Source organism: Variovorax sp. RCC_210, assembly GCF_041355175.1.
Lineage (GTDB): Bacteria > Pseudomonadota > Gammaproteobacteria > Burkholderiales > Burkholderiaceae_C > Variovorax.
This window is the reverse complement of the sequence record NZ_JBFUPJ010000008.1, coordinates 198,477-220,398: the sequence shown is the minus strand read 5'-3', so window position 1 is coordinate 220,398 and position 21,922 is coordinate 198,477. Positions and strand designations below refer to the sequence as shown.

20 protein-coding genes, 1 tRNA gene and 2 pseudogenes are annotated in these 21,922 nt (G+C 70.0%); 6 read left to right on the top strand and 17 right to left on the bottom strand.

The window, feature by feature from the left end; genetic code table 11:
• Positions 1-148: 148 nt before the first annotated feature.
• Together AB6807_RS22550 and radC are read right to left on the bottom strand one after the other, a co-directional pair.
• Positions 149-805 (bottom strand): Smr/MutS family protein, encoded by a 657-nt coding sequence (locus AB6807_RS22550; protein ID WP_371086296.1) that lies wholly within the window; start codon positions 803-805, stop codon positions 149-151.
• Positions 805-1,482 carry a DNA repair protein RadC gene (gene radC / locus AB6807_RS22545; protein ID WP_116910927.1) on the bottom strand — a complete coding sequence of 226 codons (678 nt, stop codon included), beginning with the start codon at positions 1,480-1,482 and terminating at the stop codon, positions 805-807. Before radC ends, AB6807_RS22550 begins: the two co-directional genes overlap by 1 nt.
• Positions 1,483-1,590: 108 nt before the next feature.
• Between radC and AB6807_RS22540 the strand changes: the two genes are divergently transcribed.
• From AB6807_RS22540 to AB6807_RS22520, 5 genes are all read left to right on the top strand, one after another.
• A complete protein-coding gene (locus tag AB6807_RS22540) occupies positions 1,591-2,034 on the top strand; it encodes a peptidylprolyl isomerase (RefSeq protein WP_116910928.1) in 444 nt (147 codons plus the stop codon).
• Positions 2,031-2,996 carry a 4-hydroxy-3-methylbut-2-enyl diphosphate reductase gene (gene ispH, locus AB6807_RS22535; RefSeq protein WP_116910929.1) on the top strand — a complete coding sequence of 322 codons (966 nt, stop codon included), beginning with the start codon at positions 2,031-2,033 and terminating at the stop codon, positions 2,994-2,996. Before AB6807_RS22540 ends, ispH begins: the two co-directional genes overlap by 4 nt.
• Positions 2,993-3,958: a threonine/serine dehydratase gene (locus tag AB6807_RS22530; RefSeq protein WP_371086295.1), complete on the top strand. Its 966-nt coding sequence runs from the start codon at positions 2,993-2,995 to the stop codon at positions 3,956-3,958. The genes ispH and AB6807_RS22530 overlap by 4 nt, the downstream gene beginning before the upstream one ends.
• Positions 3,959-4,001: 43 nt before the next feature.
• Positions 4,002-5,333 carry a serine--tRNA ligase gene (gene serS, locus AB6807_RS22525; RefSeq protein ID WP_371086294.1) on the top strand — a complete coding sequence of 444 codons (1,332 nt, stop codon included), beginning with the start codon at positions 4,002-4,004 and terminating at the stop codon, positions 5,331-5,333.
• Between the two features lie 56 nt (positions 5,334-5,389).
• A tRNA-Ser gene (locus AB6807_RS22520) sits at positions 5,390-5,479 on the top strand.
• A gap of 134 nt (positions 5,480-5,613) precedes the next feature.
• On the opposite strand, the gene AB6807_RS22515 is transcribed toward AB6807_RS22520, so the two are convergent.
• The 12 genes and pseudogenes from AB6807_RS22515 to AB6807_RS22460 form a co-directional block, all read right to left on the bottom strand.
• On the bottom strand, positions 5,614-6,270 hold the full coding sequence (locus tag AB6807_RS22515) for an energy transducer TonB (protein WP_371086293.1): 657 nt from the start codon (positions 6,268-6,270) through the stop codon (positions 5,614-5,616).
• Positions 6,267-6,647: an ExbD/TolR family protein gene (locus AB6807_RS22510; protein WP_371086292.1), complete on the bottom strand. Its 381-nt coding sequence runs from the start codon at positions 6,645-6,647 to the stop codon at positions 6,267-6,269. The genes AB6807_RS22515 and AB6807_RS22510 overlap by 4 nt, the downstream gene beginning before the upstream one ends.
• A 66-nt stretch (positions 6,648-6,713) precedes the next feature.
• Positions 6,714-7,142: a biopolymer transporter ExbD gene (locus tag AB6807_RS22505; RefSeq protein WP_116910933.1), complete on the bottom strand. Its 429-nt coding sequence runs from the start codon at positions 7,140-7,142 to the stop codon at positions 6,714-6,716.
• Positions 7,143-7,179: 37 nt separating this feature from the next.
• Entirely contained in the window at positions 7,180-8,067 is an 888-nt protein-coding gene (locus tag AB6807_RS22500) for a MotA/TolQ/ExbB proton channel family protein (RefSeq protein ID WP_371086291.1), read from the bottom strand.
• A gap of 33 nt (positions 8,068-8,100) precedes the next feature.
• A complete protein-coding gene (locus AB6807_RS22495; RefSeq protein WP_371086290.1) occupies positions 8,101-9,357 on the bottom strand; it encodes an alanine racemase in 1,257 nt (418 codons plus the stop codon).
• A gap of 23 nt (positions 9,358-9,380) precedes the next feature.
• A pseudogene (locus AB6807_RS22490) lies at positions 9,381-10,166 on the bottom strand (alpha/beta fold hydrolase); the annotation flags it as partial.
• Positions 10,167-10,325: 159 nt separating this feature from the next.
• A pseudogene (locus AB6807_RS22485) lies at positions 10,326-11,762 on the bottom strand (M81 family metallopeptidase); the annotation flags it as partial.
• Entirely contained in the window at positions 11,759-13,465 is a 1,707-nt protein-coding gene (locus AB6807_RS22480; protein WP_371086289.1) for a serine hydrolase domain-containing protein, read from the bottom strand. The pseudogene AB6807_RS22485 and the gene AB6807_RS22480, both read right to left, overlap by 4 nt.
• Before the next feature lie 41 nt (positions 13,466-13,506).
• On the bottom strand, positions 13,507-14,958 hold the full coding sequence (locus tag AB6807_RS22475) for an MFS transporter (protein WP_371086288.1): 1,452 nt from the start codon (positions 14,956-14,958) through the stop codon (positions 13,507-13,509).
• 1 nt (position 14,959) lies between these two features.
• Complete coding sequence (locus AB6807_RS22470; protein ID WP_371086287.1) at positions 14,960-17,449, bottom strand: TonB-dependent receptor domain-containing protein; 2,490 nt, start codon at positions 17,447-17,449, stop codon at positions 14,960-14,962.
• 112 nt (positions 17,450-17,561) lie between these two features.
• Positions 17,562-18,629, bottom strand: a complete 1,068-nt coding sequence (locus tag AB6807_RS22465) for a FecR domain-containing protein (protein WP_371086286.1) — start codon at positions 18,627-18,629, stop codon at positions 17,562-17,564.
• Positions 18,626-19,183, bottom strand: a complete 558-nt coding sequence (locus tag AB6807_RS22460) for an RNA polymerase sigma factor (protein ID WP_371086285.1) — start codon at positions 19,181-19,183, stop codon at positions 18,626-18,628. The genes AB6807_RS22465 and AB6807_RS22460 overlap by 4 nt, the downstream gene beginning before the upstream one ends.
• Positions 19,184-19,462: 279 nt before the next feature.
• Between AB6807_RS22460 and AB6807_RS22455 the strand changes: the two genes are divergently transcribed.
• Positions 19,463-19,762 carry an STN domain-containing protein gene (locus AB6807_RS22455; protein WP_371086284.1) on the top strand — a complete coding sequence of 100 codons (300 nt, stop codon included), beginning with the start codon at positions 19,463-19,465 and terminating at the stop codon, positions 19,760-19,762.
• Between the two features lie 360 nt (positions 19,763-20,122).
• On the opposite strand, the gene AB6807_RS22450 is transcribed toward AB6807_RS22455, so the two are convergent.
• Genes AB6807_RS22450 through flgM form a run of 3 tightly spaced genes read right to left on the bottom strand, consistent with a single transcriptional unit; the run spans position 20,123 to position 21,821 of the window.
• Positions 20,123-20,974, bottom strand: coding sequence for a winged helix-turn-helix domain-containing protein (locus AB6807_RS22450; RefSeq protein WP_371086283.1), 852 nt, complete (start codon positions 20,972-20,974; stop codon positions 20,123-20,125).
• Between the two features lie 35 nt (positions 20,975-21,009).
• Positions 21,010-21,468, bottom strand: a complete 459-nt coding sequence (locus AB6807_RS22445; RefSeq protein ID WP_207786742.1) for a flagella synthesis protein FlgN — start codon at positions 21,466-21,468, stop codon at positions 21,010-21,012.
• Complete coding sequence (gene flgM, locus AB6807_RS22440) at positions 21,465-21,821, bottom strand: flagellar biosynthesis anti-sigma factor FlgM (protein WP_371086282.1); 357 nt, start codon at positions 21,819-21,821, stop codon at positions 21,465-21,467. Before flgM ends, AB6807_RS22445 begins: the two co-directional genes overlap by 4 nt.
• Positions 21,822-21,922: the final 101 nt, after the last annotated feature.

Sequence of the window (21,922 nt, the reverse complement as noted above, 5' to 3'; positions counted from 1 at the left end):
GTTGTCTTTTTCCCTCTCCCCTCGGGGAGAGGGCCAGGGTGAGGGCAGGTGCCTTCGACAAGGCGCGGCCTGGACGCAAGTGCTGCTCCCTCACCCCAACCCTCTCCCCAAGGGGAGAGGGGGCAGGAGAAGAAGCGGGGAAAACGCCTCAGCGCCGCACCGGCGCCAGCAACACCACCAGCGCCCCGGCCCCGCCTTCCGCCGGCTTCGCCTGCACGAAGGCGATCACCTCGTTCTTCTGGATCAGCCAGCGCTGCGTCTTGGTCTTCAGCACCGGCTGCTTGCCCGGCGAGCCCAGCCCCTTGCCGTGCACCACGCGCACGCAGCGCAGCCCCTGCTTGTGGGCCGTGCGAATGAAGCCACCCAGCGCCTCGCGCGCCTCGTCGCTGCGCAGGCCGTGCAGGTCGACCTGCGCCTGGATCGACCATTCGCCCTTGCGCAACCGCGCCGTCACGTCGGTGCCGATGCCGGGGCGGCGAAAGCTCATGGCGTCGTCCACGTCCAGCAGCGTGGTCACGTCGAACTCGTCGGAGAGCGACTCGCGCAGCACGCGCTGCTCGTCGAGCTGGTGTTGCACCGGAATGGGGGCGGGCGGCTCGGGCGCGAGCGGCACCGAGGCCTTGCGGCGCAGCGGCTCGGTCGCACCGATGGCGCGGGTGAACAGGTCCTTTTCGGCGGCGCGCCTGCGTTCGGCCGCGGCCTTGGCGGCCGCTTCAGCCGCCTCGCGCTCGCGGGTTTCGGCGATCACGCGCTGCACCTGCTTCAGGTCGGCCAGGTTCTTCAGGGAGGGGGGACGCGAAGCCATCAGAGCAGCCCTTCTTCGGCCATCGAGAAACTGCGTCCGGGGCTCACGATGACGTGGTCGAGCACCCGCACGTCCACCAGGGCCAGCGCGGCGCGCAGCGTTTGCGTGAGCGAATGGTCGGCGCGCGAGGGCTCGATGCTGCCGCTCGGGTGGTTGTGCGACAGCACCACGGCCGAGGCCTGGTGGTGGATGGCGCGGGTGACCACTTCGCGCGGGTACACGCTGGTCTGCGTGAGCGTGCCGCGGAACATTTCCTCCAGCGCCACCAGCCGGTGCTGCACGTCGAGGAACAGCACCGCGAACACCTCGTAGGGGCGCGAGCCGATGTGCAGCTGCAGGTATTGCTTGACGGCGTTGGGCGAATCGAACACCGCGCGCTCCTTCAGCGTCTGGCCCATGGCGCGGCGGGCCAGCTCGAGCACCGCCATCAGCTCGGAGCGCTTGGTGCTGCCGCCCATGCCCTTGACGGTCTTCAGGTCGTCGGCGCCGGTTTGCAGCAGGCCCGCCAGGCCGCCGAAGCGCTCGAGCAGCTGCTGCGCCAGCTGCAGCACGTTCTTGCCCGCCACGCCGGTGCGCAGCAGCAGGGCCAGCAGCTCGGCGTCCGCCAGCGCGGAGGCGCCTCGTGCAATGAGCTTTTCGCGCGGGCGGGCGTCGAGAGGGAGATCCTTGAATGCCATGAAACCCTGGGTGAAACCTTGGCGGAACCGGGTGGAAGCCCCGCTCCGTAAAATGAGGGCCAGTTTATCGGGACACCCACCTTGTCTTTGCCCACCTCTGATGCCCTCATGTCCCAAGTTGTGACTTCCGGCTCCTTCCTGACCCTGCACTACCGGCTGGCCGGTCCTGCGGGCGACATCATCAACACCTTCGCCGACAAGCCCGCGACCCTGTCGCTGGGCACCGGCGAGCTTTCTCCGGCCATGGAGCAGCGCCTGATGGGCCTGGAAGAGGGCACCCACGCCACCTTCGAGCTGCCCGCCGGCGAGGCTTTCGGCGAGCGCAACGCCGACATGCAGCAATGGGTGGCCCGCAAGCTGCTCGCAAAAATGGGCGACCCCGACGAGAAATACGCCGTGGGCGACGTCGTGCAGTTCCCCACGCCCGACGGCACCGGCAGCTACGCCGGCGCGGTGGTCGAGTCCAGCGACACCGCGGTGCGCTTCGACTTCAACCACCCGCTGGCCGGCCAGCCCGTCACCTTCGAAGTGAAGCTGATCGGCGTGCTATGACCGGCATCTCGGAAGTCCTCCTGGCCGAGCCGCGCGGCTTCTGCGCGGGCGTCGACCGCGCCATCGAGATCGTGGAGCGCGCGCTGGCCAAGTTCGGCGCCCCCATCTACGTGCGCCACGAAATCGTGCACAACACCTACGTGGTGAACGAGCTCAAGGCCAAGGGCGCGATCTTCATCGAGGAACTCTCCGACGTGCCGCCCGGCGCCACGCTGGTGTTCAGCGCGCACGGCGTGAGCAAGGCGGTGGAGCAGGAGGCGCGCGACCGTGGCTTCGCCATCTTCGACGCCACCTGCCCGCTGGTGACCAAGGTGCACGTCGAGGTGGCCAAGCTCGCGAAGGAGGGCTACGAGTTCATCATGATCGGCCACAAGGGGCACCCCGAGGTCGAGGGCACGATGGGCCAGCTCTCCAGCGGCATCCACCTGGTCGAAGACGTGGCCGACGTGGCCAGGGTCTCGCCGGGGCAGACCGACAAGCTCGCGGTGGTCACGCAGACCACGCTGAGCGTGGACGACGCCGCCGAGATCGCCGCCGCCGTGCGTGCGCGCTTTCCGGCCGTGCGCGAGCCCAAGCAGCAGGACATCTGCTACGCCACCCAGAATCGCCAGGACGCGGTGAAGATCATGAGCCCCCAGGTCGACCTGGTGATCGTGGTCGGCAGCCCCACCAGCTCCAACAGCAACCGGCTGCGCGAACTGGCGCAGCGCCTGGGCACCGAGAGCTACATGGTCGATTCGGCCGAAGAGCTCAAGCCCGAGTGGTTCGAGGGCAAGACGCGCATCGGCCTCACCGCCGGCGCCTCGGCGCCCGAGGTGCTGGTGCGCGAAGTGATCGACCGCGTACGCGCGCTCGGCGCGGTGTCGGTGCGCAAGATGGACGGCATCGAGGAAACCATCAAGTTCCCGCTCCCCAAGGGCCTCAAGCTCGACGACATTCCCCCTCCCGGACACATCTCTTGAACGACAAGAACACGAACGACTGGCGCGCCGACATCGAGAGCGCCGCCACCCGCATCGACGAGCGCGCCACCCACTTCCTGCGCCAGACGCCGCTGTGGAAGCTGCCGGCCGCCGCCTTCGGCGTGAAGGCGCCCGGTGCCGAGGTGTGGCTCAAGCTGGAGCACATGCAGGTCAGCGGCAGCTTCAAGGCGCGCGGCATGATGAACCGGCTGCTGGCCAACGACATTCCCGCCAGCGGCGTGGTCGTGGCCTCGGGCGGCAACGCCGGCATTGCCACCGCCGCCGCGGCGCAGGCGCTGGGCGTGCCCTGCCAGGTGTTCCTGCCCGGCGTATCGCCCGAAGCCAAGCGCGCGCGCCTGCGTGCGCTGGGCGCCGAGGTGGTCGTGGTCGGCCAGCTGTACCCCGACGCGCTGGCCGCCTGCCTCACGCGCCAGAAGGAATCGGGCGCCTTGCTCACGCATGCCTACGACCAGCCCGAGGTGGTGGCCGGCGCCGGCACGCTGGGCCGCGAGATCGAAGCGCAGGGCGGCCTGCCCGACTCGGTGCTGGTGAGCGTGGGCGGCGGCGGGCTCATCGGCGGCCTGGCCGGCTGGTTCGAGAAGCGCGCCCGCGTGGTGGCGCTCGAGCCCGAGAAGGCGCCCACGCTGTACCGCGCCCGTGAAGCGGGTGAGCCGGTCGACGTGGACGTGAGCGGCATCGCCGCCGATTCGCTGGGCGCGCGCCGCATCGGCAACATCGCTTGGGAGATCACGCAGCGGCAGGTCGAACACGCGCTGCTGCTGTCCGACGAGGCCATCCGCGCCGCGCAGCAGTGGCTGTGGAAGGAGCTCAAGCTCGCCGTGGAGCCCGCCGCCGCATTGCCGCTGGCCGCGCTGCAGACCGGCGCCTACGTGCCGCGCGAGGGCGAGAAGGTGTGCCTGATCGTCTGCGGCGCCAACGTCGACCCCGCCACCGTCGCCTGACGGGCCGGCGAACTCTTCAAGACCCGACCTCTAAAATCGACCGATGCTCGACATCACCCTGCTCCGCAAAGACCTGGCCTCCGCTGTGGCCGGCCTCGAAAAACGCAAGAAGAACCAGCCCTACCTCGACGTGTCGGCGTTCACCGCGCTCGAGGCCGAGCGCAAGACGCTGCAAACCCGCACCGAGGAAATCCAGGCGCGCCGCAACACGCTGAACAAGCAGATCGGCCCGCTCAAGGCCAAGGGCGAGTCGGTCGACGCGCTGATGACCGAGGTCAACGCGCTCAAGGCGGAGCAGGAATCGCAGCTGAAGCGGCTGGAAGAAATCCAGCCCGAGCTGCATGCGCTGCTGCTCGCCGTGCCCAACCTGCCGCACGCCAGCGTGCCGCTGGGCGAGGACGAGACCGGCAACGTCGAGATGCGCCGCTGGGCACCGCAAGGCGGCGCAGGCGCCAACGCCGTGCCGCTGGCTTTCACGCCGAAGGACCACGTCGACCTGGGCGCGCCGCTGGGCCTGGACTTCGAGATGGGCGCCAAGCTCGCCGGTTCGCGCTTCACCGTCATGAAGGGCCCGATCGCACGTCTGCACCGCGCGCTCGCGCAGTTCATGATCGACACGCAGACCGAGAAGCACGGCTACACCGAGTGCTACGTGCCCTACATCGTCAATGCCGCCACGCTCAGCGGCACCGGCCAGCTGCCCAAGTTCGAGGGCGACCTGTTCGCCGCGAAGAAGGGCGGCCAGGACGGCGAGCCCGCGCCCGACCATTCGGCGCTGTACCTCATTCCGACCAGCGAAGTGCCGCTGACCAACTTCGTGCGCGACGAGGTGGTGGCCGAGTCGCAACTGCCCATCAAGCTCACGGCCCACACGCCGTGCTTCCGCTCCGAAGCCGGCAGCGCCGGGCGCGACACGCGCGGCATGATCCGCCAACACCAGTTCGACAAGGTCGAGATGGTGCAGGTGGTGCACCCAGAGAAGAGCTACGACGCGCTCGAGCAGATGACCGGCCACGCCGAGGCCGTGCTGCAGGCGCTGGAGCTGCCGTACCGCGTGGTGCTGCTGTGCACCGGCGACATGGGCTTCGGCGCCACCAAGACCTACGACCTGGAAGTGTGGCTGCCCGCGCAGGATACGTACCGCGAGATCAGCTCGGTGTCGAACTGCGAGGCCTTCCAGGCGCGCCGCCTGCAGGCGCGCTTCAAGAACGCCAACGGCAAGAACGAGCTGGTGCACACCTTGAACGGTTCCGGCCTGGCCGTGGGCCGCGCGCTGGTGGCGGTGCTGGAGAACCACCAGAACGAAGACGGGTCGATCAACGTGCCGGCGGCGTTGCGTCCGTACATCGGCGGCGCTGAAACTTTGCGGGCTTGATTCTTTTTGTCGAAACGACAGAAATTACCCGTATAATCGAAGGCTCGACAGACACCGGAGAGGTGGCAGAGTGGTCGAATGTACCTGACTCGAAATCAGGCGTACTAGCGATAGTACCGAGGGTTCGAATCCCTCCCTCTCCTCCAAGAATGGCCCCGCAAGGGGCTATTTTTTTGCCTGCACGTTCCCGAGCCGCAAACAAATCCGCAAACAAAAAAAAGCATTGCGCGGGGACAGGCCCCGGCGCAACGCCCCGGTCGCAAAAGCAGGTCCCCCCCGCCTATTCGATCTTGAACACGAACTCCTGCGTCGCCAGGATCTCCGCATCCCCCGTCGTCTGGCACTCGTAGCGCATCATGGCCGAGCGCACCGCCGATTGGTACACCTTCGGCCCCGACAGGAAGCGCACCTCCGTCACGTGCCCGCCCTTGATGCGCACTTCCGCCTTCACCACGCCGCTGATGCCTTCGTCCAGCGCCTTGCGCGGCATCTCGGGCTTCACCTGGCGCGGGCAGGCCACGGCGATGTCGGTCGAGGTCGCCTGCGCCGGAGGGGCCGGCGGCGCGGGGGGCGCAGGCGGTGCGGCCGGCGGCGGCGCGACGGGCTCGGTGGTCTGCACCGCGGTGATCGCGGGCGCGGTGCTCGGCGGCGGGGTCACGGCCGGCGGCGGCACGTAGGCCGGCTTGGGCGGGGGCGGCGCCTTGGGCGTCTCCTGCTTGATGACCTTCTTCGGTGGCGGTGGGGGAGGCGGCGGGGGCGGCGGCAGCTTGACCTCCGCGATGATGGTCGCGTCCATCGGCTTCTTGATCATCTCCACCGCCTGGCGCGCCAGGCCCGAGACCAGCGCGTAGCCGACCAGCACATGAAACAGCACCATCACGCCGATGCCCACGGGGCCGAAGCGGGACTTGGGGTCGAAGTCGTTGGTGCGGCTCATGGAATGAACTGCTCCGAACCCATGATGCCCAGCTTGGTCAGGCCCGAGCGTTGCGCCGAGGCCATCACGCCGGCCACCACGTTGTACTTGGCGGCCTTGTCGGGGCGCAGGTGCACCTCGGGCTGCACCGGCTGCGCGGCCACCTGCTCGAAGCGCCGCTCCACCTCCGTCAGCTCGGCCACCGCCTCGCCGTTCCACAGCACGGTGCTGCGCGCGTCGATGTCGATGCGCAGCACCTCGGGCTTGATGTCGCTGGGCGGCGGGTTGCCGTTGGGCATGTTCAGGTTCACCGCATGCAGCTGGATCGGGATGGTGATGATCAGCATGATCAGCAGCACCAGCATCACGTCGATCAGCGGGGTGGTGTTGATGTCCATTATGGGCTCGTCGGACGGGGTGCCGCTGCGGCGCCCCTGTTTTTCTTTTCGCATGGCTGTGCCTTCTCAGTTGCGCGCGGGGGGCTCGGTGATGAAGCCCACCTTCACGATGCCGGCCGACTGGCACGCGAAGATGATCTTGCCGACGGGCTCGTAGTCGGAGTGCCAGTCGCCGCGGATGTGCACCTCGGGTTGCGGCGTCATCGCGGCCACCTTCTTCAGCTTGTCCGCCAGGCTCGCCACGTCGCGCACGGGGGTGTCGTACCAGTAGATGCGGCCCGCGGCGTCCACCGACAGCACCACGGTCTCGGGCTTGCTTTCGCGCACCTCGTTGCGCTGCTTGGGCACGTCCACCGGCACCGAGTAATTGACCACCGGAATGGTGATGAGGAAGATGATCAGCAGCACCAGCATCACGTCGACCAGCGGCGTGGTGTTGATGGCGGCAATGGCCTGTTCCTCGTCGCCGCCGGCGGATGGGATGTTCATCGCCATGGTGTGGGTCGCTCGCTTGCGTGCGGTCGTGCGGCGCTCAGGCCGGGGCGCTGCCGGCCAGGATCACCGAGTGCAGCTCGCCGCTGAACTCGCGCACGTCGTCCATCACGGTGATGTTGCGCCGCAGGAGCCAGTTGTAGCCCAGCACCGCGGGCACGGCCACGGCCAGGCCGATGGCGGTCATGATGAGCGACTCGCCCACTGGCCCCGCCACCTTGTCGATCGACGCCTGCCCCGCGATGCCGATGGCGGTGAGCGCGTGGTAGATGCCCCAGACCGTGCCGAACAGGCCCACGAAGGGCGCGGTCGAACCCACGGTGGCCAGCAGCGACATGCCGTTGCTCAGCCGGCGCTGCACGCGCTCGGTGGCGCGGTGGATGCACAGGTCGACGAAGTCGGCGAAGTCGACCTTGCCGCGCAGGCCGTCGTGCTTCTTGGTGGCATGCACGCCCGCGTCGGCAATGAAGCGGAAGGGGCTGCCCTCCGCCAGCCGCGCGGTGCCGGCCTGCACGGTGCCTTCGTTCCAGAACTCGTTGTCGACCTCCTTCGCCTGGCGGCCCATGCGCATCTGCTCGAGCAGCTTGGTGACGATGACGTACCAGCTGCCCATCGACATGATCGCCAGGATGAGCAGCACGGTCTTGGCCACCAGGTCGCTCTGCGCCCAGAGCGCGCCCACCCCGTAGGGGTTGTCGACCTTCGCCGCGGCGGGTGCTGAAGCGGTCGGGGAGGCGGCGGTGGAGGCGGTCGGCGCCGTGGGAGCCGATGCAGCGGGGGCGGGGGCGTTCGCCGTCGTGGGCTCGGCAACGGCAGATGGAGACGCCGGAGCTTGCGCATCGGCCGCATGCGGCGTGGCCGCCAGGGTGAGTGCCAGAACGAAAGGGGCTGCGACGGCCATCAGCCTGGCGCGGAAGGTTTTCATCATGAGTGACTCCAAAAAAACAGAACGTGTCTCGAATCAGGCCGCTGCTGCTGCAGCAGTCGCCGCGCCATGTCCGGTCGCGGGCGTCGCCGCGTCGTGCCAGGCCGCGGGCGTTGCCGCGTGCCAGCCCTGCGCCTTCCCCCACACGGCGTGCACGCCCGCGCCGTTGCCGCGCACGACGTGGTACCGGTCGTAGGGCGCGGCGGTCATGCAGGCGTGGTGCGGCAGGATGCGCACGCGGCTGCCCAGGGGCAGCGCGTCGAACATGGCCTGCACGCCGGCCTTGCCATCGCCTTCACAGGCGACCAGCCCGTGCTCCTGGTGCAGCTCCGCCACCCGCAGCCCGCCCAGCGGCGTCGTGCCCTGCGCCGCGCACACCAGGCCAAAGCCCAGCCCGTCGCGAAACTCCGCGCCCGATTCGTCCTTCGACAGGGCGAGCGCGCCCGCGTCGATCAGCACCCGGCGCGAGCGCGGGTTGTGGCCGATCACCGTGGCCAGCACCGACAGCGCGATGTCCTCGATGCGGCAGATGCCGCGCGCGGCCTGGTCGAGGTCGAAGAAGGTGTAGACGCCGGGGCGCATCTCGGTGACGCCGTCGAGCCGGTCGGCGCACACCGCGGTGGGCGTGGCGCCCACGCTGACCGTGCCCACCTCGAAGCCGGCCGCGCGCAGCCGCGCGGCTGCATGCACCGCGCCGGCGCGCTCGGCCTCGGCAATGCCGCGAATGGCCGCCAGCCCGGCGGCGTGGTAGCTGTGGCCCGCATGCGTGAGCACGCCGGCCAGCCACAGCGACTCGCTGGCCTGCACCTCGCGCGCGACGGCCAGCAGCGCCTCGTCGTCGGGCGCGACGCCGCCGCGGCCGCCGCCGGTGTCGATCTCTACCAGCAGGCCGAAGCGCGCGCCCAGCGTGCGCGCCCGCGCGGCCGCGGCCCGCACCGCCTCGACGCGGTCGGCCAGCAGCGTGATGCGCGCCCCGTGCGTGCGCTGCACCAGGTGCAGCGCATCGATCTTGCCGGCGGCAATGCCCACGGCGTACGTGATGTCCAGGAAGCCGTGGCGCGCGAAGTAGTCGGCCTCGGCCACGGTCGACACCGTGATCGCGCCGCTGTGCCCGCGCGTGGCCAGGCGCGCCACCTCGGCCGACTTCGAGGTCTTCAGGTGCGGGCGCAGCGCCACGCCGTGGCGTGCCGCGCGCTGCGCCATCGCCTCGCAGTTGCGCTCGAGCACGGTGGCGTCGAGCAGCAGCGCGGGCGTGGTGAGTTCGCCGAGGGCGGTGCGGGAAAGCTGGGTCATCTGCATCGTTCGCTCGATCTCCATTACCGCGCCCATCCGAGCTCGGCCATCATCAAATCGACCGCCTGCGCGATCTGCTCCACGAACGGCGGCAGCATCACCAGCGTCATGTGCGCGGCGCCTTCCACCAGCTGCACGCGGCCGCGCGTCGACAGCGCGGCATGGTCGTGCTGGTACTCGGGCCAGCGCCGTTGCACGTCGGCTGCCGCGCCGGCACCGGGCGGCAGCGGGGGCTGCGCCGCCCACAGCACTGCGAGCGGGCGCGCGCCCAGGTCGGGCGATGCCGCGGCCTGCTGCGTCACCTTCGGCAGGCCGGTGTGCTCCGTCACCATCGTGTCGATGGCCTGGGCCGTGTAGGTCGCCTTCAGCTGCCGCACCACCTCGGGCATGTCCGCGAAGACGGCCTCGATCGGCGCCATTTCCGGCGGCGGCTCGCCACCGGCCTGGAAGGCGATGCGCTTCGCGCGCTCCGCGTCCAGGTGCGCCTGCGGCAGCGGTTGCCTGAACAGTTCGCACTGGTCGGGGTGGCTGGCATCGAGCATCACCAGGCCTACCACCTGCGCGGGGTACAGGCCGGTGTAGATGCGGTTCAGCAGGCCGCCCAGCGAATGGCCGACCAGCACCACAGGCCCCGTCACGCCGGCGGCGCTCAACAGCGCATGCAGCCGGTGCGCGTTGCGCTGCCCGTCGAAGGGCTCGGGGTCGGCTTCGCTCCAGCCCATGCCGGCGCGGTCGTAGCTGAGCACGGGGTACTTCGCCGACAGCACCTGCTGCAGCCGCCCGTAGAGCGACGAGGCGCAGCCGCCGCCCGCCTCGATCACCAGCGTGGGCTGCAGCGCGCCGGCCGGCGCCGGGCCGCTGCGCTGCAGGTGCATGGCGCGCCCGTCGATGGCGTACAGCTCGCCGGGGGCGTCCAGCGTCCACGGGCCGGCCGCCTGCGCGGGCCGGCGCTTCGGGTGTTCCACGCGCGGCCAGTAGTCCAGGTCGCGCACGCGGTAGGGCAGGTTGGCGAAGTCGTTGCTCAGCGCCGCCGGCGTCGACACGTACAGCACCGCCTTGGCAAGCGGCGCGAACTGCGCATGAAAGTGCTGCGCCGACTTCACCACGATCAGCTTCTTGCCCTCCAGCGCAATGCCCAGGCCGGTGAACAGGTCGGGCGACATCACCTGGTTGCGCTTGCTGATGAGCACGATGTCCACGCCGTTCGCGGCCTGCACCCACACGCAGGCGCCCATGGGCGTGCGCGTGCCGGCGAGGCCGCCCTGCGAATGCGCTTCCACCACGCCCCGGACGGTCACGCGCAGGTCGATCGGGTCGCCCGAGGTGGGGCCGCACTTGCCGCCCAGGCGCAGCTCGAAGCTCGCGCCCACGCCCGCGTCGCGGCACAGCTGGATGGCGCCCAGGTCCCACACGCCGCCCAGCGCCACGTCGGCGATGCCGCGCTCGACCACCGCGCGCAGCACGAAGGTGCTGTCGCTGGTGGCGCCGCCGCCGGCGTTGTCGGCCATGTCTGCAATCACCACCGGACCACCCTGCAGGGCCATGGCTTCGTCGAGCGTCTCGTCCACCGAGGGCGCGCGCGCGCCGGTCTGGTGGCGCAGCGCCCAGAACTCGCGGCCCAGTTCATCGGCCAGTTTGGCGGCCAGCACGGGGTCGTTGTCCGTCACCACCCACAGCTTGGCGCCGGACTCGGGCACGTCGGCCCACGGAAAGCCATGGCCCAGCGACACCGACAGCACGCCCGTCAGCTTCTCGCTGGCCTCCATGCGGCGCACGAAACCGGCCATCGGCTCGCGCGTGGTGTGCCACAGGCCCACCATGCGGCAGTCGTGCACGGCGGTCACCGGTTGCACGCGGCCCTGCGCGGCGTCCACCACGATGCGCACCAGCTCGCGCAGGCGCAGCACCGCGTCGGTGTGCGGATATTCCTTGTAGCCGACGATCACGTCCGACTCGGTCAGCATCTGCTGCGTGAAGTGGCAGTGCAGGTCGAGCTCCACGCCGATCGTCACCTTGGGCCCGACGATGGCGCGCACGCGCGAGATGAGGTCGCCCTCGCAGTCGTCGTAGCCGTCGGCCACCATGGCGCCGTGCAGCACCAAAATCACGCCGTCCACCGGGCCGGCCTTGCGCAGGTCGTCCAGGATCTCGTCGCGCAGGCTTTCGTACACCGTGCGCACGGTGCGCCCCAGCGGCTGCGCGAAGGCCAGCAGGCTCTCGACCATCTCGTGGCCCTCGGCGGCGAGCAGGTTGCGCACCTCGATCGCGAACATGCCGTAGCCGTCCGCGTTGCGCGTGCTGGAGTCGCCGTGGAACACGCCGTATTCGTTGAAGCTGCCCCAGCCCGTGGGGGCGGAGACGAAGGTGTTGGTCTCGGTGGCGAGCAGGGCGGTGAAGAACTTCATGCGCGTGACTCCTGACGGGCAAGGTGGATGTTTCGGGTGCGCAGGGTGTCCAGCCGCAGTCCCACGACGCGGCCGGCCTTGCGCTCCACGTTGAGGACCGACTTGCCCATGCGGGCGAGCACGGGGTCGTTCGAGGTGAGCGTCATCACGTCGGCCGACAGCGGCGTCAGCGCGCACACGTGCTGGCCGTGGCGGCCCTGCACCGTGAGCAGCAGCGTGCCGTCGACCAGCGCCATGCGCGCGGTCGCGTCGAGGTCGGAGCTGGCGTAGTCGCCGCACAGCGCGTCGGCCAGCGCGGCGGCATCGGGCGCGGGCTCGGCCAGGCGCTCGAAGCGGCGCGGCAGGCCACCTTCGTGCAGCACCAGCGTGTCGGGTGCGGCCGTGCGGTCGCCGCGCGCATCGATGTCGGCGGCGTCCAGCACCAGGTCGTTCACCGGCAGGTCCTGCAGGCCCAGCCACAGCTTGCCGTCGCCCTGGTGCAGCGGCTGCGCGGGCGAAGCCTGCCACGACATGGCCAGCTTGCCCGCCACGTCGGCAAAGCCCAGCACGCTGCCGGTGGACGGCGCGTGGTAGTGCTGGCCCACCAGCGCGGAGAAGTCGCTGGCCAGCGGCCGCACCTCGGGTGCCTCGAGCGCGTCGCCCAGCAGCAACTCGACCACCTTCAGCGCCAGCGGCGAAGGCGCCACGGGCGCGCCGTTCACCATCACGATGATGTCCAGCCCATGGGCCGGCACGCTGAGCATCTGCGAGGTGGCGCCGAGCACCGCGCCCGCGTGGTGGACGATGTCGACGCCGCGGTACGGGTGGCGCGCCAGCCCGAAGCCGTAGTGCACCTGTGAGCCCGACGACAGCGTGGTCGGCGCCGACAGCAGCGCCCAGCTCTCCGCGCTGCCCACGGTCTTCTTTTCGGCGCGCATGTGCGCCTGCCAGCGCAGCATGTCGTCCACCGTCGACACCAGCGAGCCGCCGCCGTCGAGCTCGCAGGGGTACACGCCGCGCTGCCATCCGCCGCCGGGCGCGGGCATGTAGAGGCCGGCCAGGCCGGGCACCACGTCGAGGTCGGTCGCCACCGAGAAGGTGTCGGGCATGCCCAGCGGGCCGAACAGGCGCGCTTGCAGGAAGTCGTTGAAGCCCTGCTTGCTCACGCGCTCCACGATCTTCGCGAGCAGGTGGTAGCCGCCGTTGCTGTAGACCATGTGCGTGCCGGGCTCGAAGTTGAGCTCGCCCTGGCGCGCCATGGCGGGCAGCCCCGGCCCCGGCTGGGTGAAGGTGAGGCCGTGCGCGATGGCCCACAGCTCGTCGTGGCCGCGCCAGCCGCTGGTGTGCGCCAGCAGGTGGCGCAGCGTGGGGCCGTTGGCGCTCAGGCGCGGCATTTCGGGCAGGTGCTTGTGCACCGGGTCTTCCACGTCGAGCAGGCCGTCTTCGGCCAGCAGCAGCACGGCCATGGCGGTGAAGTGCTTGCTGGTGGAGGCGATGCGCATGCGCGTGGCCGGCGTGAGGGCCACGCCCATTTCCAGGCTGGCCATGCCGGCGGCGCGCCGGTACAGCAGCCGGCCGTGCCGCGCGATGCCGATCACCAGGCCGGGGGCGTCGCTGCGGGCGAAGGGCGCCAGCAGCGCGTCGATGGCGGCCAGCGCGGTGGCCTCGGCTCCGTCAACGGCGGAGGGTTCGGAGTCGGTAAGAGAAGAATTTGGTTGTGGCATGAAAGGCAACGAGAGGGGGTGTGAGCGAAACCGCGAAACGGTCAGTTGGCTTGCGCCGCGCGCATCAGGCGCACGAACGGGCCTTCGGTGGCGCGCAGCACCAGCGCGCCGAGGCAGCCGCCGACCAGGGTGGTGGCCACGATGGAAATCGCCAGCCCGTTGGGCACCGACTTCAGGGCGTCCGACAACATGCCGACCACCAGCGGCCCCACCACGCCGAAGGGCAGGCTGGCCATGGTGAGCAGCGCGATGGTGCGGGCGCGCAGGTGCGAGGGCGCGGCGTCCTGCAGCACGTTGGGCAGCAGCACCGCGCCGCTGATGAGCGGCACCACCAGCAGCGCCAGCAGCATGAAGGCGTCGTTGGCCGAGCGCGTGAACAGCAGCAGCGTGGACAGCAGCGCCGCCGTCAGGTTGCCCAGCATGATGATGCGCAGCGCCGCGGCCGGCCCCATGCGCGGCTGCACGTAGCGCATCGACGCCACGCCCAGCAGGCCGCCCACCACCGTGCCGCACAGGAAGGCCAGGCCCATGCCTTGCCCCATCTGCGCCGGCGTGGCGCCGTACTCGCGCGCCGCCACGATGGGCAGCCAGGTGCCGATCGAGCTCAGCCCGATGCTGGCCAGCCCCACGCCGATCACCAGGCCCGAGAAGGTGCGCCAGTGCTTGCGCAGGTGATCGCGAAAGCCGATGTCGTTGGCCGCATCGGGTTGTCCACCCGACAGCGTGGCGAGCGGCGCGAAGCCCGAGGGCGCGTCGTCCGCATGCGAGTCGGCCACTGCTTTCGCAGACGTTGCAGGTGGCGGCACGCTGCGCCGCGTGCGCCGTATCGACAGCACCAGCAGCGCCACCGGCACGCCCGCGGACGCCATCACGAAGAAGGTCAGCCGCCAGGGTTCCAGGTGCTGCATCGAGGCGGGCAGCCAGTGGCGCAGGTCGTCCGTCAGGTGCACCACGGTGCCGCCCACCAGGGCGCCCAGCGCGCTGCCGAAGATGGCCGACAGCGCGAACACCGCGTTCGCCAGCACCCGCTGCGCGCGCGGGAACAGGTCGGGAATCATGCTGTTGGTGATGGGCGTGAGGCCGGCTTCGCCCACGCCCAGGCCGATGCTGGCGATGAACAGCACGCCGTAGTCCATGGCGGTGCCGCGCATGGCGGTGGCGGCGCTCCACAGCAGCACGCAGGCCGCCAGCACCACGCGCCGGTCGTAGCGGTCGCTCAGCCAGCCCAGGGGCAGCGTGGCGATGCCGGTGAACAGCACGATGCCCGCGCCCTGCAGCAGGCCCAGTTGCGTGTCGGAGAGCGTCAGCGCAATGCGCATCGGCTCGGTCAGCAGCGTGAGGATGACCTTGTCGACCGAGCCCAGCACCGTCGCGATGACCAGCACCGCCAGCGCGTACCAGGCGCTGGGCAGTGCTTTCTGCGTCTTCTCGTGTGCTGCGGGCCCCGTCGCGTCCGGCGGCAAGGCGGCCGCCAGCGGAGTGAGGCTGGACATCTCAGAACGGCACGGTCACGGTCATGCCGACGGTGCGCGAAGGCGCCAGCGCCGCCTGCACCAGGTTCGGGTTGGCCGACAGGCCCGTGTCGATCGACAGGATGCCGCGCTTGTTGGCCAGGTTGCGCACATAGGCCGAGAGGCTGAAGCGCGGAAAGTCGATGCCCGCCTGCAGGTCGACCACGGTGAAGGCCGGCATGACGATGCTCGGGATCGTCGCGCTGCCGCGGTAGCCCGCGTCGCGCTTGCCGGTGTAGCGCGCGCTCACGCCGAAGTAGGCCGGCCGGTCGCTGATGCTGAAGTTGCGCGTCACGCCCAGCGTGGCCGAGAAGCGCGGGGTCTGCGGCAGGCGGGTGCCGGCCTTGGCGTCCAGGCCGGCCGCGTCTTCGGTCAGGCGCGCGTCGATGGCCGCGCCGTTGGCGGTGAAGCGCCACTCCTTGCTGGGCTTCCAGGCGAGGGTGAGCTCGCCGCCCTTCACGCGCGCCGCGCCGGCATTGGTCACGAACACGAAGCCGCCGCTGCGCGTGGGCTGCTGCACGTCGCGCCATTCGATGTCGTACAGCGCGGCCTCCAGCGACAGCGTGCGGTCCAGCAGGTCGGCCTTGTAGCCGAGCTCGTAGCTCCACAGCGAGTCGGACTTGAACATCGGCTGCACGATGTTGCGGTTGGTGTCCGGCTTCAGCATGTTGGGGCCGCCGGGGCGGTAGCCGCTGGCCGCGCGGAAGTAGGCGGTGCTGGTGTCCGACAGCGTGTACTTCGCCGCGGCCAGGTAGGTGGTCGGGCTTTCCGACGAGGTGCCGCTGGCGGTGGAGGTGGTCGGGCCGATCAGCATGCCGCTCTGGCGGCTGCCGTAGGTCTGGCTGTTGCGCGCCAGGCGCACGCCGCCGGTGAACGACAGCGCGGGCGTCACGTTCCAGGTCACGTCGCCGTAGGCGGCCGTTTCGCGGTAGCGCGAAGACTGCGAGGACGACAGCAGGTTCAGGCTGCCGAGGCCGCCGACCAGGCCCGCGTCGATGCCGCCGTCGGTGCTGCCGCGTTCGCGGTTGAGGTACAGGCCGGCCAGCCACTCGAAGGTGGTGCCCGAGCGCGAGGTCAGCCGGAACTCCTGGCTGATGCGGTGCTGCCCGATGTCGTTGGCCAGCGGCACCGAGGCCACCGGCAGGCGCAGCGCGCTCGCCAGCGGCGCGTACAGGGCGGTGAGGTCGGCGGCGTTGGAAATCTTCACGTCCTGCGCCGAGGTGATGGAGTTCAGCCGCGCCCAGCCGAAGTCGTACTCCACGTCCAGGCCGAACAGCTGCGTCTTGTTGCTGTAGGGCTCGCGCAGCGACAGCTGGCGCGTGCGCTCCAGGCCCCAGGGGCGCAGGGTGCGCCGGTCGATGTCCTCGAAGCCCAGGCCCTTGCGCTTCACGTCCTGCACGGTGCCCGTGAGGCGCACCGTGAGTTCGCGCGTGGGCGTCAGCAGCAGCGACACGCGCCCGCCGTCGGTGTGGCCGCGGTCGATGTTCTTGCCCCAGGCCGGGCCCGAGGCGTTGTAGCTGCCGCCGAGCTGGTCGGTGAAGGCGGCGAAGCGCACGGCCGCCACGTCTTCCTTCAGCGGCACGTTCAGCACCGCGCTGGTCGTGAAGCCGGGGCCGCCGCCCTGGGTCCACGAGGTGCCCAGCTTCACCGAGCCCGCGAACTCCATGGTGTCGGGCTGGTTGGTCACGTACTTCAGCACGCCGCTCATGGCGCCCGCGCCGTACAGCGTGCCCTGCGGCCCGCGCAGCACCTCGATGTGGTTCAGGTCGAGCATGCCCATGTCCAGCGGCGTGAAGCCGCCGAGCGCGCTGGACGAGCTCAGCCCCGTGGCCACGTCGTCGACGTACACGCCCACGGTGGCAATGCCCTGCACCGGGCCGGTGGTCAGCCCGCGCATGGTCAGGATGCCGCCCACGCTGCCGCTGCTCGTGAGGTTCACGCCCGGCTGTTCGGCGATGTAGTCGGCCAGGTTCTTGGCACCGGCGCGCTCCAGCGTCTCGGCCTTCATCACGTTGACCTGCATGGGCACCTCGCGCACCGGTTCGCGGCGCCGCGTGGCGGTCACGGTCACGCTGTCGAGCGACTGCGGTTCCTCGGTGGTGGGGCGCGTGACCACGGGCGCCGCGGTGTGGACCACGATGGCGCCGTCGTCGCCGCGGCGCGTGACCAGCGGCGTGCCTTCGAGGATGCGCGCGAGCGCCTCCTGCGGCGGCAACGCGCCCTTCACGCCGCGCGTGGCGAAGCCCTTCACGTCGTCGACCTTGTAGATCAGTTGCACCCCGCCCTGGGCCACGTAGGCGTCCAGCGCGCTCTTCAGGTCGCCGCCGGCGATGTCGAAGCTCTGCGGCGCTTGAAGTTGTGCCTGGCTTTGCCCCTGGCCTTGCGCCTGTGCCTGCGTGGAGAGCCCGCCGATCAGCGCGCAGCTGCCCGCGATGACCCAGGGGCGGAGGGTGACCCGTTTGCTCTTCTTCACGGACGGCACGGAAGGCAGGGTAGCGCTTTGCTCGATTCGATTCATGATCTACAGCGTGGTATTTGTTTGGGTACCCACTGAGACGAATGCCCCGTCACATTCCGGTAATAAGCTAGTTTGAAATTCGAATTTCATTGCCGCTGTCTTGCACGGCCAGCCCGAAGCCCTGCTTGAGCAACGCCACGAAGCCGTTCATGTTGTTCGCGTCGAAGCTGCCGCCGATGCGAATGCGCGCAATGGCCGCATCGGCGATCACCAGCTTGCGCGTGTTGTAGCGGTTGAACTGCGTGGCCGCGTCGCCCAGCGTGGTCTGGTCGAACACCAGCTTGCCCTGGCGCCAGCTGAGCTCGTCGTCGATCTGCTTGGGCGCCTTGGGCATCACCAGCACGTTGCCCGCATGGGCCACCGCCGCCTGGTTGCGCACGATGACGGTCGGGGGCGCATCGCCTGCGCCGGTGCCTTGCGCCGAAGCGATCTGCACGCGGCCTTCTTCCACCACCACGTTCACCTGCTCGCCCTGGCGGCGCACCACGAAGCGCGTGCCCAGCACGGTGATGCGGCGGTCGCCCGCGATCACCACGAAGGGGTGCTTCTTGTCGTGCGCGATGTCGAAGTAGGCCTCGCCGTCTTCCAGCCACACCTTGCGCCCGCTTTCGTTCACCAACGTGCGCAGCTGCGTGGCGGTGTTCAGCGTGAGCACCGAGCCGTCGGCCAGCGACACCTGCTGGCGCGCGCCCACGGCGGTGGCGTAGTGCTCGCTTTGCCAGTCCTGCGTGTAGCGCCAGCCCAGCCAGCTGCAGGCGGCCGCCGCGAGCACCACGCTGGCGGCGATGCGCTGGGTGGAGAAGCGCGGCAGCCAGCGGGCGCCGGCGCGCCGTGGCGATGCGGTCGATGTCCCGGTCGGTGCAGCGGTCGGTGCACGCGTCGGCAGTGGAATGGGCACCACCGCGGGTGTCGCGGGTGTGGTGGGCGCCGCGGCCGGCACCGTCGGCGCGCGCAGGGCGCCCAGCCGGTCGGCGCGCTGCCATGTGCTTTCCAGCCGCAGCCAGGCGATGCGGTGCGAGATCGACTCGGCGATCCAGGCGTCCAGCCGCTGCTGGTCGGCGGGTTCCCAATGGCCGCTGTCGCGGCGGGCCAGCCAGTCGGCGGCGGCGGATTCGATGCGTTCGGCTTCGGTCATGGCGAGAGCCTCTTGTCGTTCTGTGCCCGGCCGAAGGCCTTGGTGTGCAGCTGCACGCCGCTGGAAAGCATGGCGTCGGCCAGCGCGCGCACGCCGCGCGACACCTGGCGCTCCACCGTGTCTTCGGTGATGCCCAGTTGCGTGGCCACCTCGCGCTGCGAGAGGCCGTCGATCTTGCGCATTTCCACCACGCGGCGGCATTTGGAGGGCAGTGCGTCGAGCGCGGTCTGCAGCAGCCGCAGCTCGCCGCGCCCCGCGGCATGGCGCTCGGGCGTGAGCTCGTCGGCGGAGAAGTCGAGCGCGTCGAGGTCGGCAATGATTTCGATGGACACGATCTGGGCCCGCCGTGCGCGGTCGATCAGCAGGTTGCGGGCGGTGGTGAAGACAAAGGGCTTGACCAGGTCGGGGAGGGCTTTGGCAGCCGATTCATAGATACGCACGTAGACGTCCTGGCGCAGGTCGGGTATTTCGGCGTCGTCGCGCCAGTTTCGGCGAAGAAACCGCGTGAGCGCGGCCTCCATCGGCAGCACTTCGCTGACGAACCAGGTGTCCAAGTCACTGAGAACCAAAAGAGCGCTCCTGGGATGGCCGGATGGGGGTTTCGACGGGTCGCCGGGATTGGCGACAGACAGTGAGACGAACGGCCGGAAGATTTCCGGTAACGCGCGACGGAAATACCGGAAACCACGGGCTGGCTCGTCTCACAAGGGTCACAAGAAAAAACACATCGCGGGAATCACATCCAAATGAATCGAATCGGGAGGCTCGCTGTCACCGCCCCTGCCGCAGCCCGGCGCTACGTAGGACATCTGAGGCATCCGGGGCACCTTGCCGTGGGCCTCGCGCTGGGCGCCGCCCTGCTGGCGCTGCCGACCTCGACGCTGGCGCTGGCCCGCGAGTTTGACGTGGCCGGCGGCGCGCTCAAGCCCGCGCTGGACACCTTCATCGCCCAGTCGGGCGTGCAGCTCATCTACAAGGTGGAAGACGTGAAGGACCTGTCCACGCGCGGCATCAAGGGAAGCATCGCGCCCGACGCGGCGCTGGACCGCCTGCTGGAAGGCACCCGGCTGCGCATCCGGCGCGGCCAGGACGGCGCGATGGTGCTGATTGCGCCGGCGGAGCGCAAGCCCTGAAATCATTCAGTCTGGCTTAAGTTTGGCCGCTGATACTGGCCTGGACGGTCAGCTGGCGCTGGTAGAGGTCGCTCAGGCACCCGCCCATCAGGGGTGGTTCCTCGAAGCCGGCGGTCGTCCCAATTTCACCGGCGCGGCGTTCCTTTCAGGGGGCGGCGTGCCGAGTTGTCCAGGTGCTCATTCCGCAGGCACCGCGTTGCAGGCCACGCCAGGCAACGATCTCGCCCGAACTCCGCACGGTTGTCCCCAGTGTTGTCCCCAATCGGCGGGGACAACCCGAGAAGACTCGAAAAGACCGGCTGCGGGTCGCCCAGGAGCCTTCAGCGGCCTTCGGCGGGCTTCAGGTCGCTTCGGCCGCGTTCAAGCCCAGGCCCGCGCCTCGTCTTCCACGCGCCAGGCCGGCTCGTTCGAGGTGTCGGGGTAGCGCGAGCTGTCCGCCGGTTGCACCAATATCGGCGAGGCCTCGGCGCGCACGGGCAGGTGGCGCAGCTCGTAGCCGCGCCCGTACACCGAATGCAGCACGAACTCGCTCTGCTTGTGCAGCGACAGCTTGCGCCGGATGTTCGCCACGCAGCAGTCGAGCACGCGGCTCTTGCGCTCGATGCGCGAATCCATCCACAGCGAGGCCAGCAGCCAGTCGCGCTCCAGCAGGCGACCGGCGTTGCGGAACAGCAGCAGCGCCAGCTCGAACTCGCGCGGCTTCAGGCGAATGTCCTCGCCCTTGTGCACCACCACCTTGCGGCTGCCGATGAACTGGTAGTCGCCGAAGCTCGCGCTCACCGACTGCGGATGCAGCAGCGTGTGGTTGCGCCGCAGCGACTCGCGCACGCGCAGTTCCATCTCGAAGTCGTCCACCGGCAGCACCGCGAAGTCGATGGTGGCGCCGTGGGGCTCGGTGTCCACCGCCGCCAGCGCCTCGACCAGCAGGTCGCGCTGCAGCGCATGCGCCACCAGGAAGATCGGCAGGCGCAGCGCCTTGCACATCGAAGTCAGCACCGGCCACGCGGCCTGGTCCTTCAGCACCACCAGCAGCAGGCCGAACTGGCTGCCGTGGGTCACGGCCAGCAGAAAGTCGGTGCTGGTGTCGAAGCGCGCCGTGGTGCACCCCATCAGGTGCAGCCGGTGGCTCCACGCCTGTGCCTGGGCGGCGTCGCAGCCCACCATGGCCACCTGGCGCGAGCCGAGGCTGTTCTTCGTGTCGATAGCTTCCATGGAGTGCAAAAGGGGGAATGGGTGCGACGGCGGGCTCAGCCGGCCGCCAGGCGGGTGCCGGTGCCGGCCTGCGTCTTGCGAACGCCGTCCGGCCCGTAGAAGAGTTGCGCGCTGGCCTGCAGGAAGTGCAGCGCCTGCTGGGTGAAGTCGAGGTGCGCGTACACCATGGAGCCGTTGCGCAGGTTGTGGCTGCGCGCCTGCACGGCCAGCACCAGCAGCTCGGCCCAGGCCTGCTGCACGGCGCTGCCGCCGGCGGCGGCCGCCGCGTCGGCACCGGCGCGCCCGGGCGCATGGCCCAGCGACACCTGAAGGGTCTCGCGGTCGAGGTCGAGCGCGGCCATGCGGTCCAGCAGCTGGGTCTTGCGCGCGGCAATGCCGGCCAGCTCGCCGAACACGTTGTCCGACATGGCCTTGGCCTCCTGGTCGAGCACGGCCAGAAATTCCTGGATGCAGGCGGTTTCGGTGCGCAGGTGCGCCAGCAGGGAAGCGGTCATTCGCGGTTTTCCGGATCGGGGTTGGCCTTGCCCTGCACCTGGGCCGGCAGCTCGGCTTGCGGGTCGAGCAGGTTGCGCACGCTGGCCAGCAGGCCGTCGGCGATGCGCTCGGGGCGGATCTGGTAGCGCCCGGCCCGGATGTCCTCGCGGATCGCGGCCACCCGGGCGGCGTCGAAGTCGCTGCCGCCCACGGCGCTGGGCATGGTGTGGACGTGCGCGGAGGGCTGCGCCGCCTCCTTGGGGCGCGCCGCGGCAGTGGCGGCGGCCGTTGCCGTTGCCGTGGCAGGGGCCGCGCCCGTGGCGGGCGTTCGTTGCAGGGGCGTGGCCGAAGGGGCGGGTTGATCGATTTTCAAGGTGATTCCTCAGGGGCTGACCCGTATATCGGCAGCGCGGGCAATAACTTTAGAAGCGGTGTGCAACAAAGCGTACGGCAGAACGTCGCGGGCCGGCCGGT

Excerpts from the sequence above, each read along its gene's own strand:
- AB6807_RS22515 (WP_371086293.1), bottom strand. The coding sequence starts at position 6,270 with ATGAGCCGCACCAACGACTTCGACCCCAAGTCCCGCTTCGGCCCCGTG.
- radC (WP_116910927.1), bottom strand. The coding sequence starts at position 1,482 with ATGGCATTCAAGGATCTCCCTCTCGACGCCCGCCCGCGCGAAAAGCTC.
- serS (WP_371086294.1), top strand. The coding sequence starts at position 4,002 with ATGCTCGACATCACCCTGCTCCGCAAAGACCTGGCCTCCGCTGTGGCC.
- AB6807_RS22445 (WP_207786742.1), bottom strand. The coding sequence starts at position 21,468 with ATGACCGCTTCCCTGCTGGCGCACCTGCGCACCGAAACCGCCTGCATC.
- AB6807_RS22450 (WP_371086283.1), bottom strand. The coding sequence starts at position 20,974 with ATGGAAGCTATCGACACGAAGAACAGCCTCGGCTCGCGCCAGGTGGCC.
- AB6807_RS22475 (WP_371086288.1), bottom strand. The coding sequence starts at position 14,958 with ATGTCCAGCCTCACTCCGCTGGCGGCCGCCTTGCCGCCGGACGCGACG.
- AB6807_RS22495 (WP_371086290.1), bottom strand. The coding sequence starts at position 9,357 with ATGACCCAGCTTTCCCGCACCGCCCTCGGCGAACTCACCACGCCCGCG.
- AB6807_RS22540 (WP_116910928.1), top strand. The coding sequence starts at position 1,591 with ATGTCCCAAGTTGTGACTTCCGGCTCCTTCCTGACCCTGCACTACCGG.
- ispH (WP_116910929.1), top strand. The coding sequence starts at position 2,031 with ATGACCGGCATCTCGGAAGTCCTCCTGGCCGAGCCGCGCGGCTTCTGC.
- AB6807_RS22510 (WP_371086292.1), bottom strand. The coding sequence starts at position 6,647 with ATGGACATCAACACCACCCCGCTGATCGACGTGATGCTGGTGCTGCTG.
- AB6807_RS22505 (WP_116910933.1), bottom strand. The coding sequence starts at position 7,142 with ATGGCGATGAACATCCCATCCGCCGGCGGCGACGAGGAACAGGCCATT.
- AB6807_RS22465 (WP_371086286.1), bottom strand. The coding sequence starts at position 18,629 with ATGACCGAAGCCGAACGCATCGAATCCGCCGCCGCCGACTGGCTGGCC.
- AB6807_RS22550 (WP_371086296.1), bottom strand. The coding sequence starts at position 805 with ATGGCTTCGCGTCCCCCCTCCCTGAAGAACCTGGCCGACCTGAAGCAG.
- AB6807_RS22480 (WP_371086289.1), bottom strand. The coding sequence starts at position 13,465 with ATGCCACAACCAAATTCTTCTCTTACCGACTCCGAACCCTCCGCCGTT.
- AB6807_RS22500 (WP_371086291.1), bottom strand. The coding sequence starts at position 8,067 with ATGATGAAAACCTTCCGCGCCAGGCTGATGGCCGTCGCAGCCCCTTTC.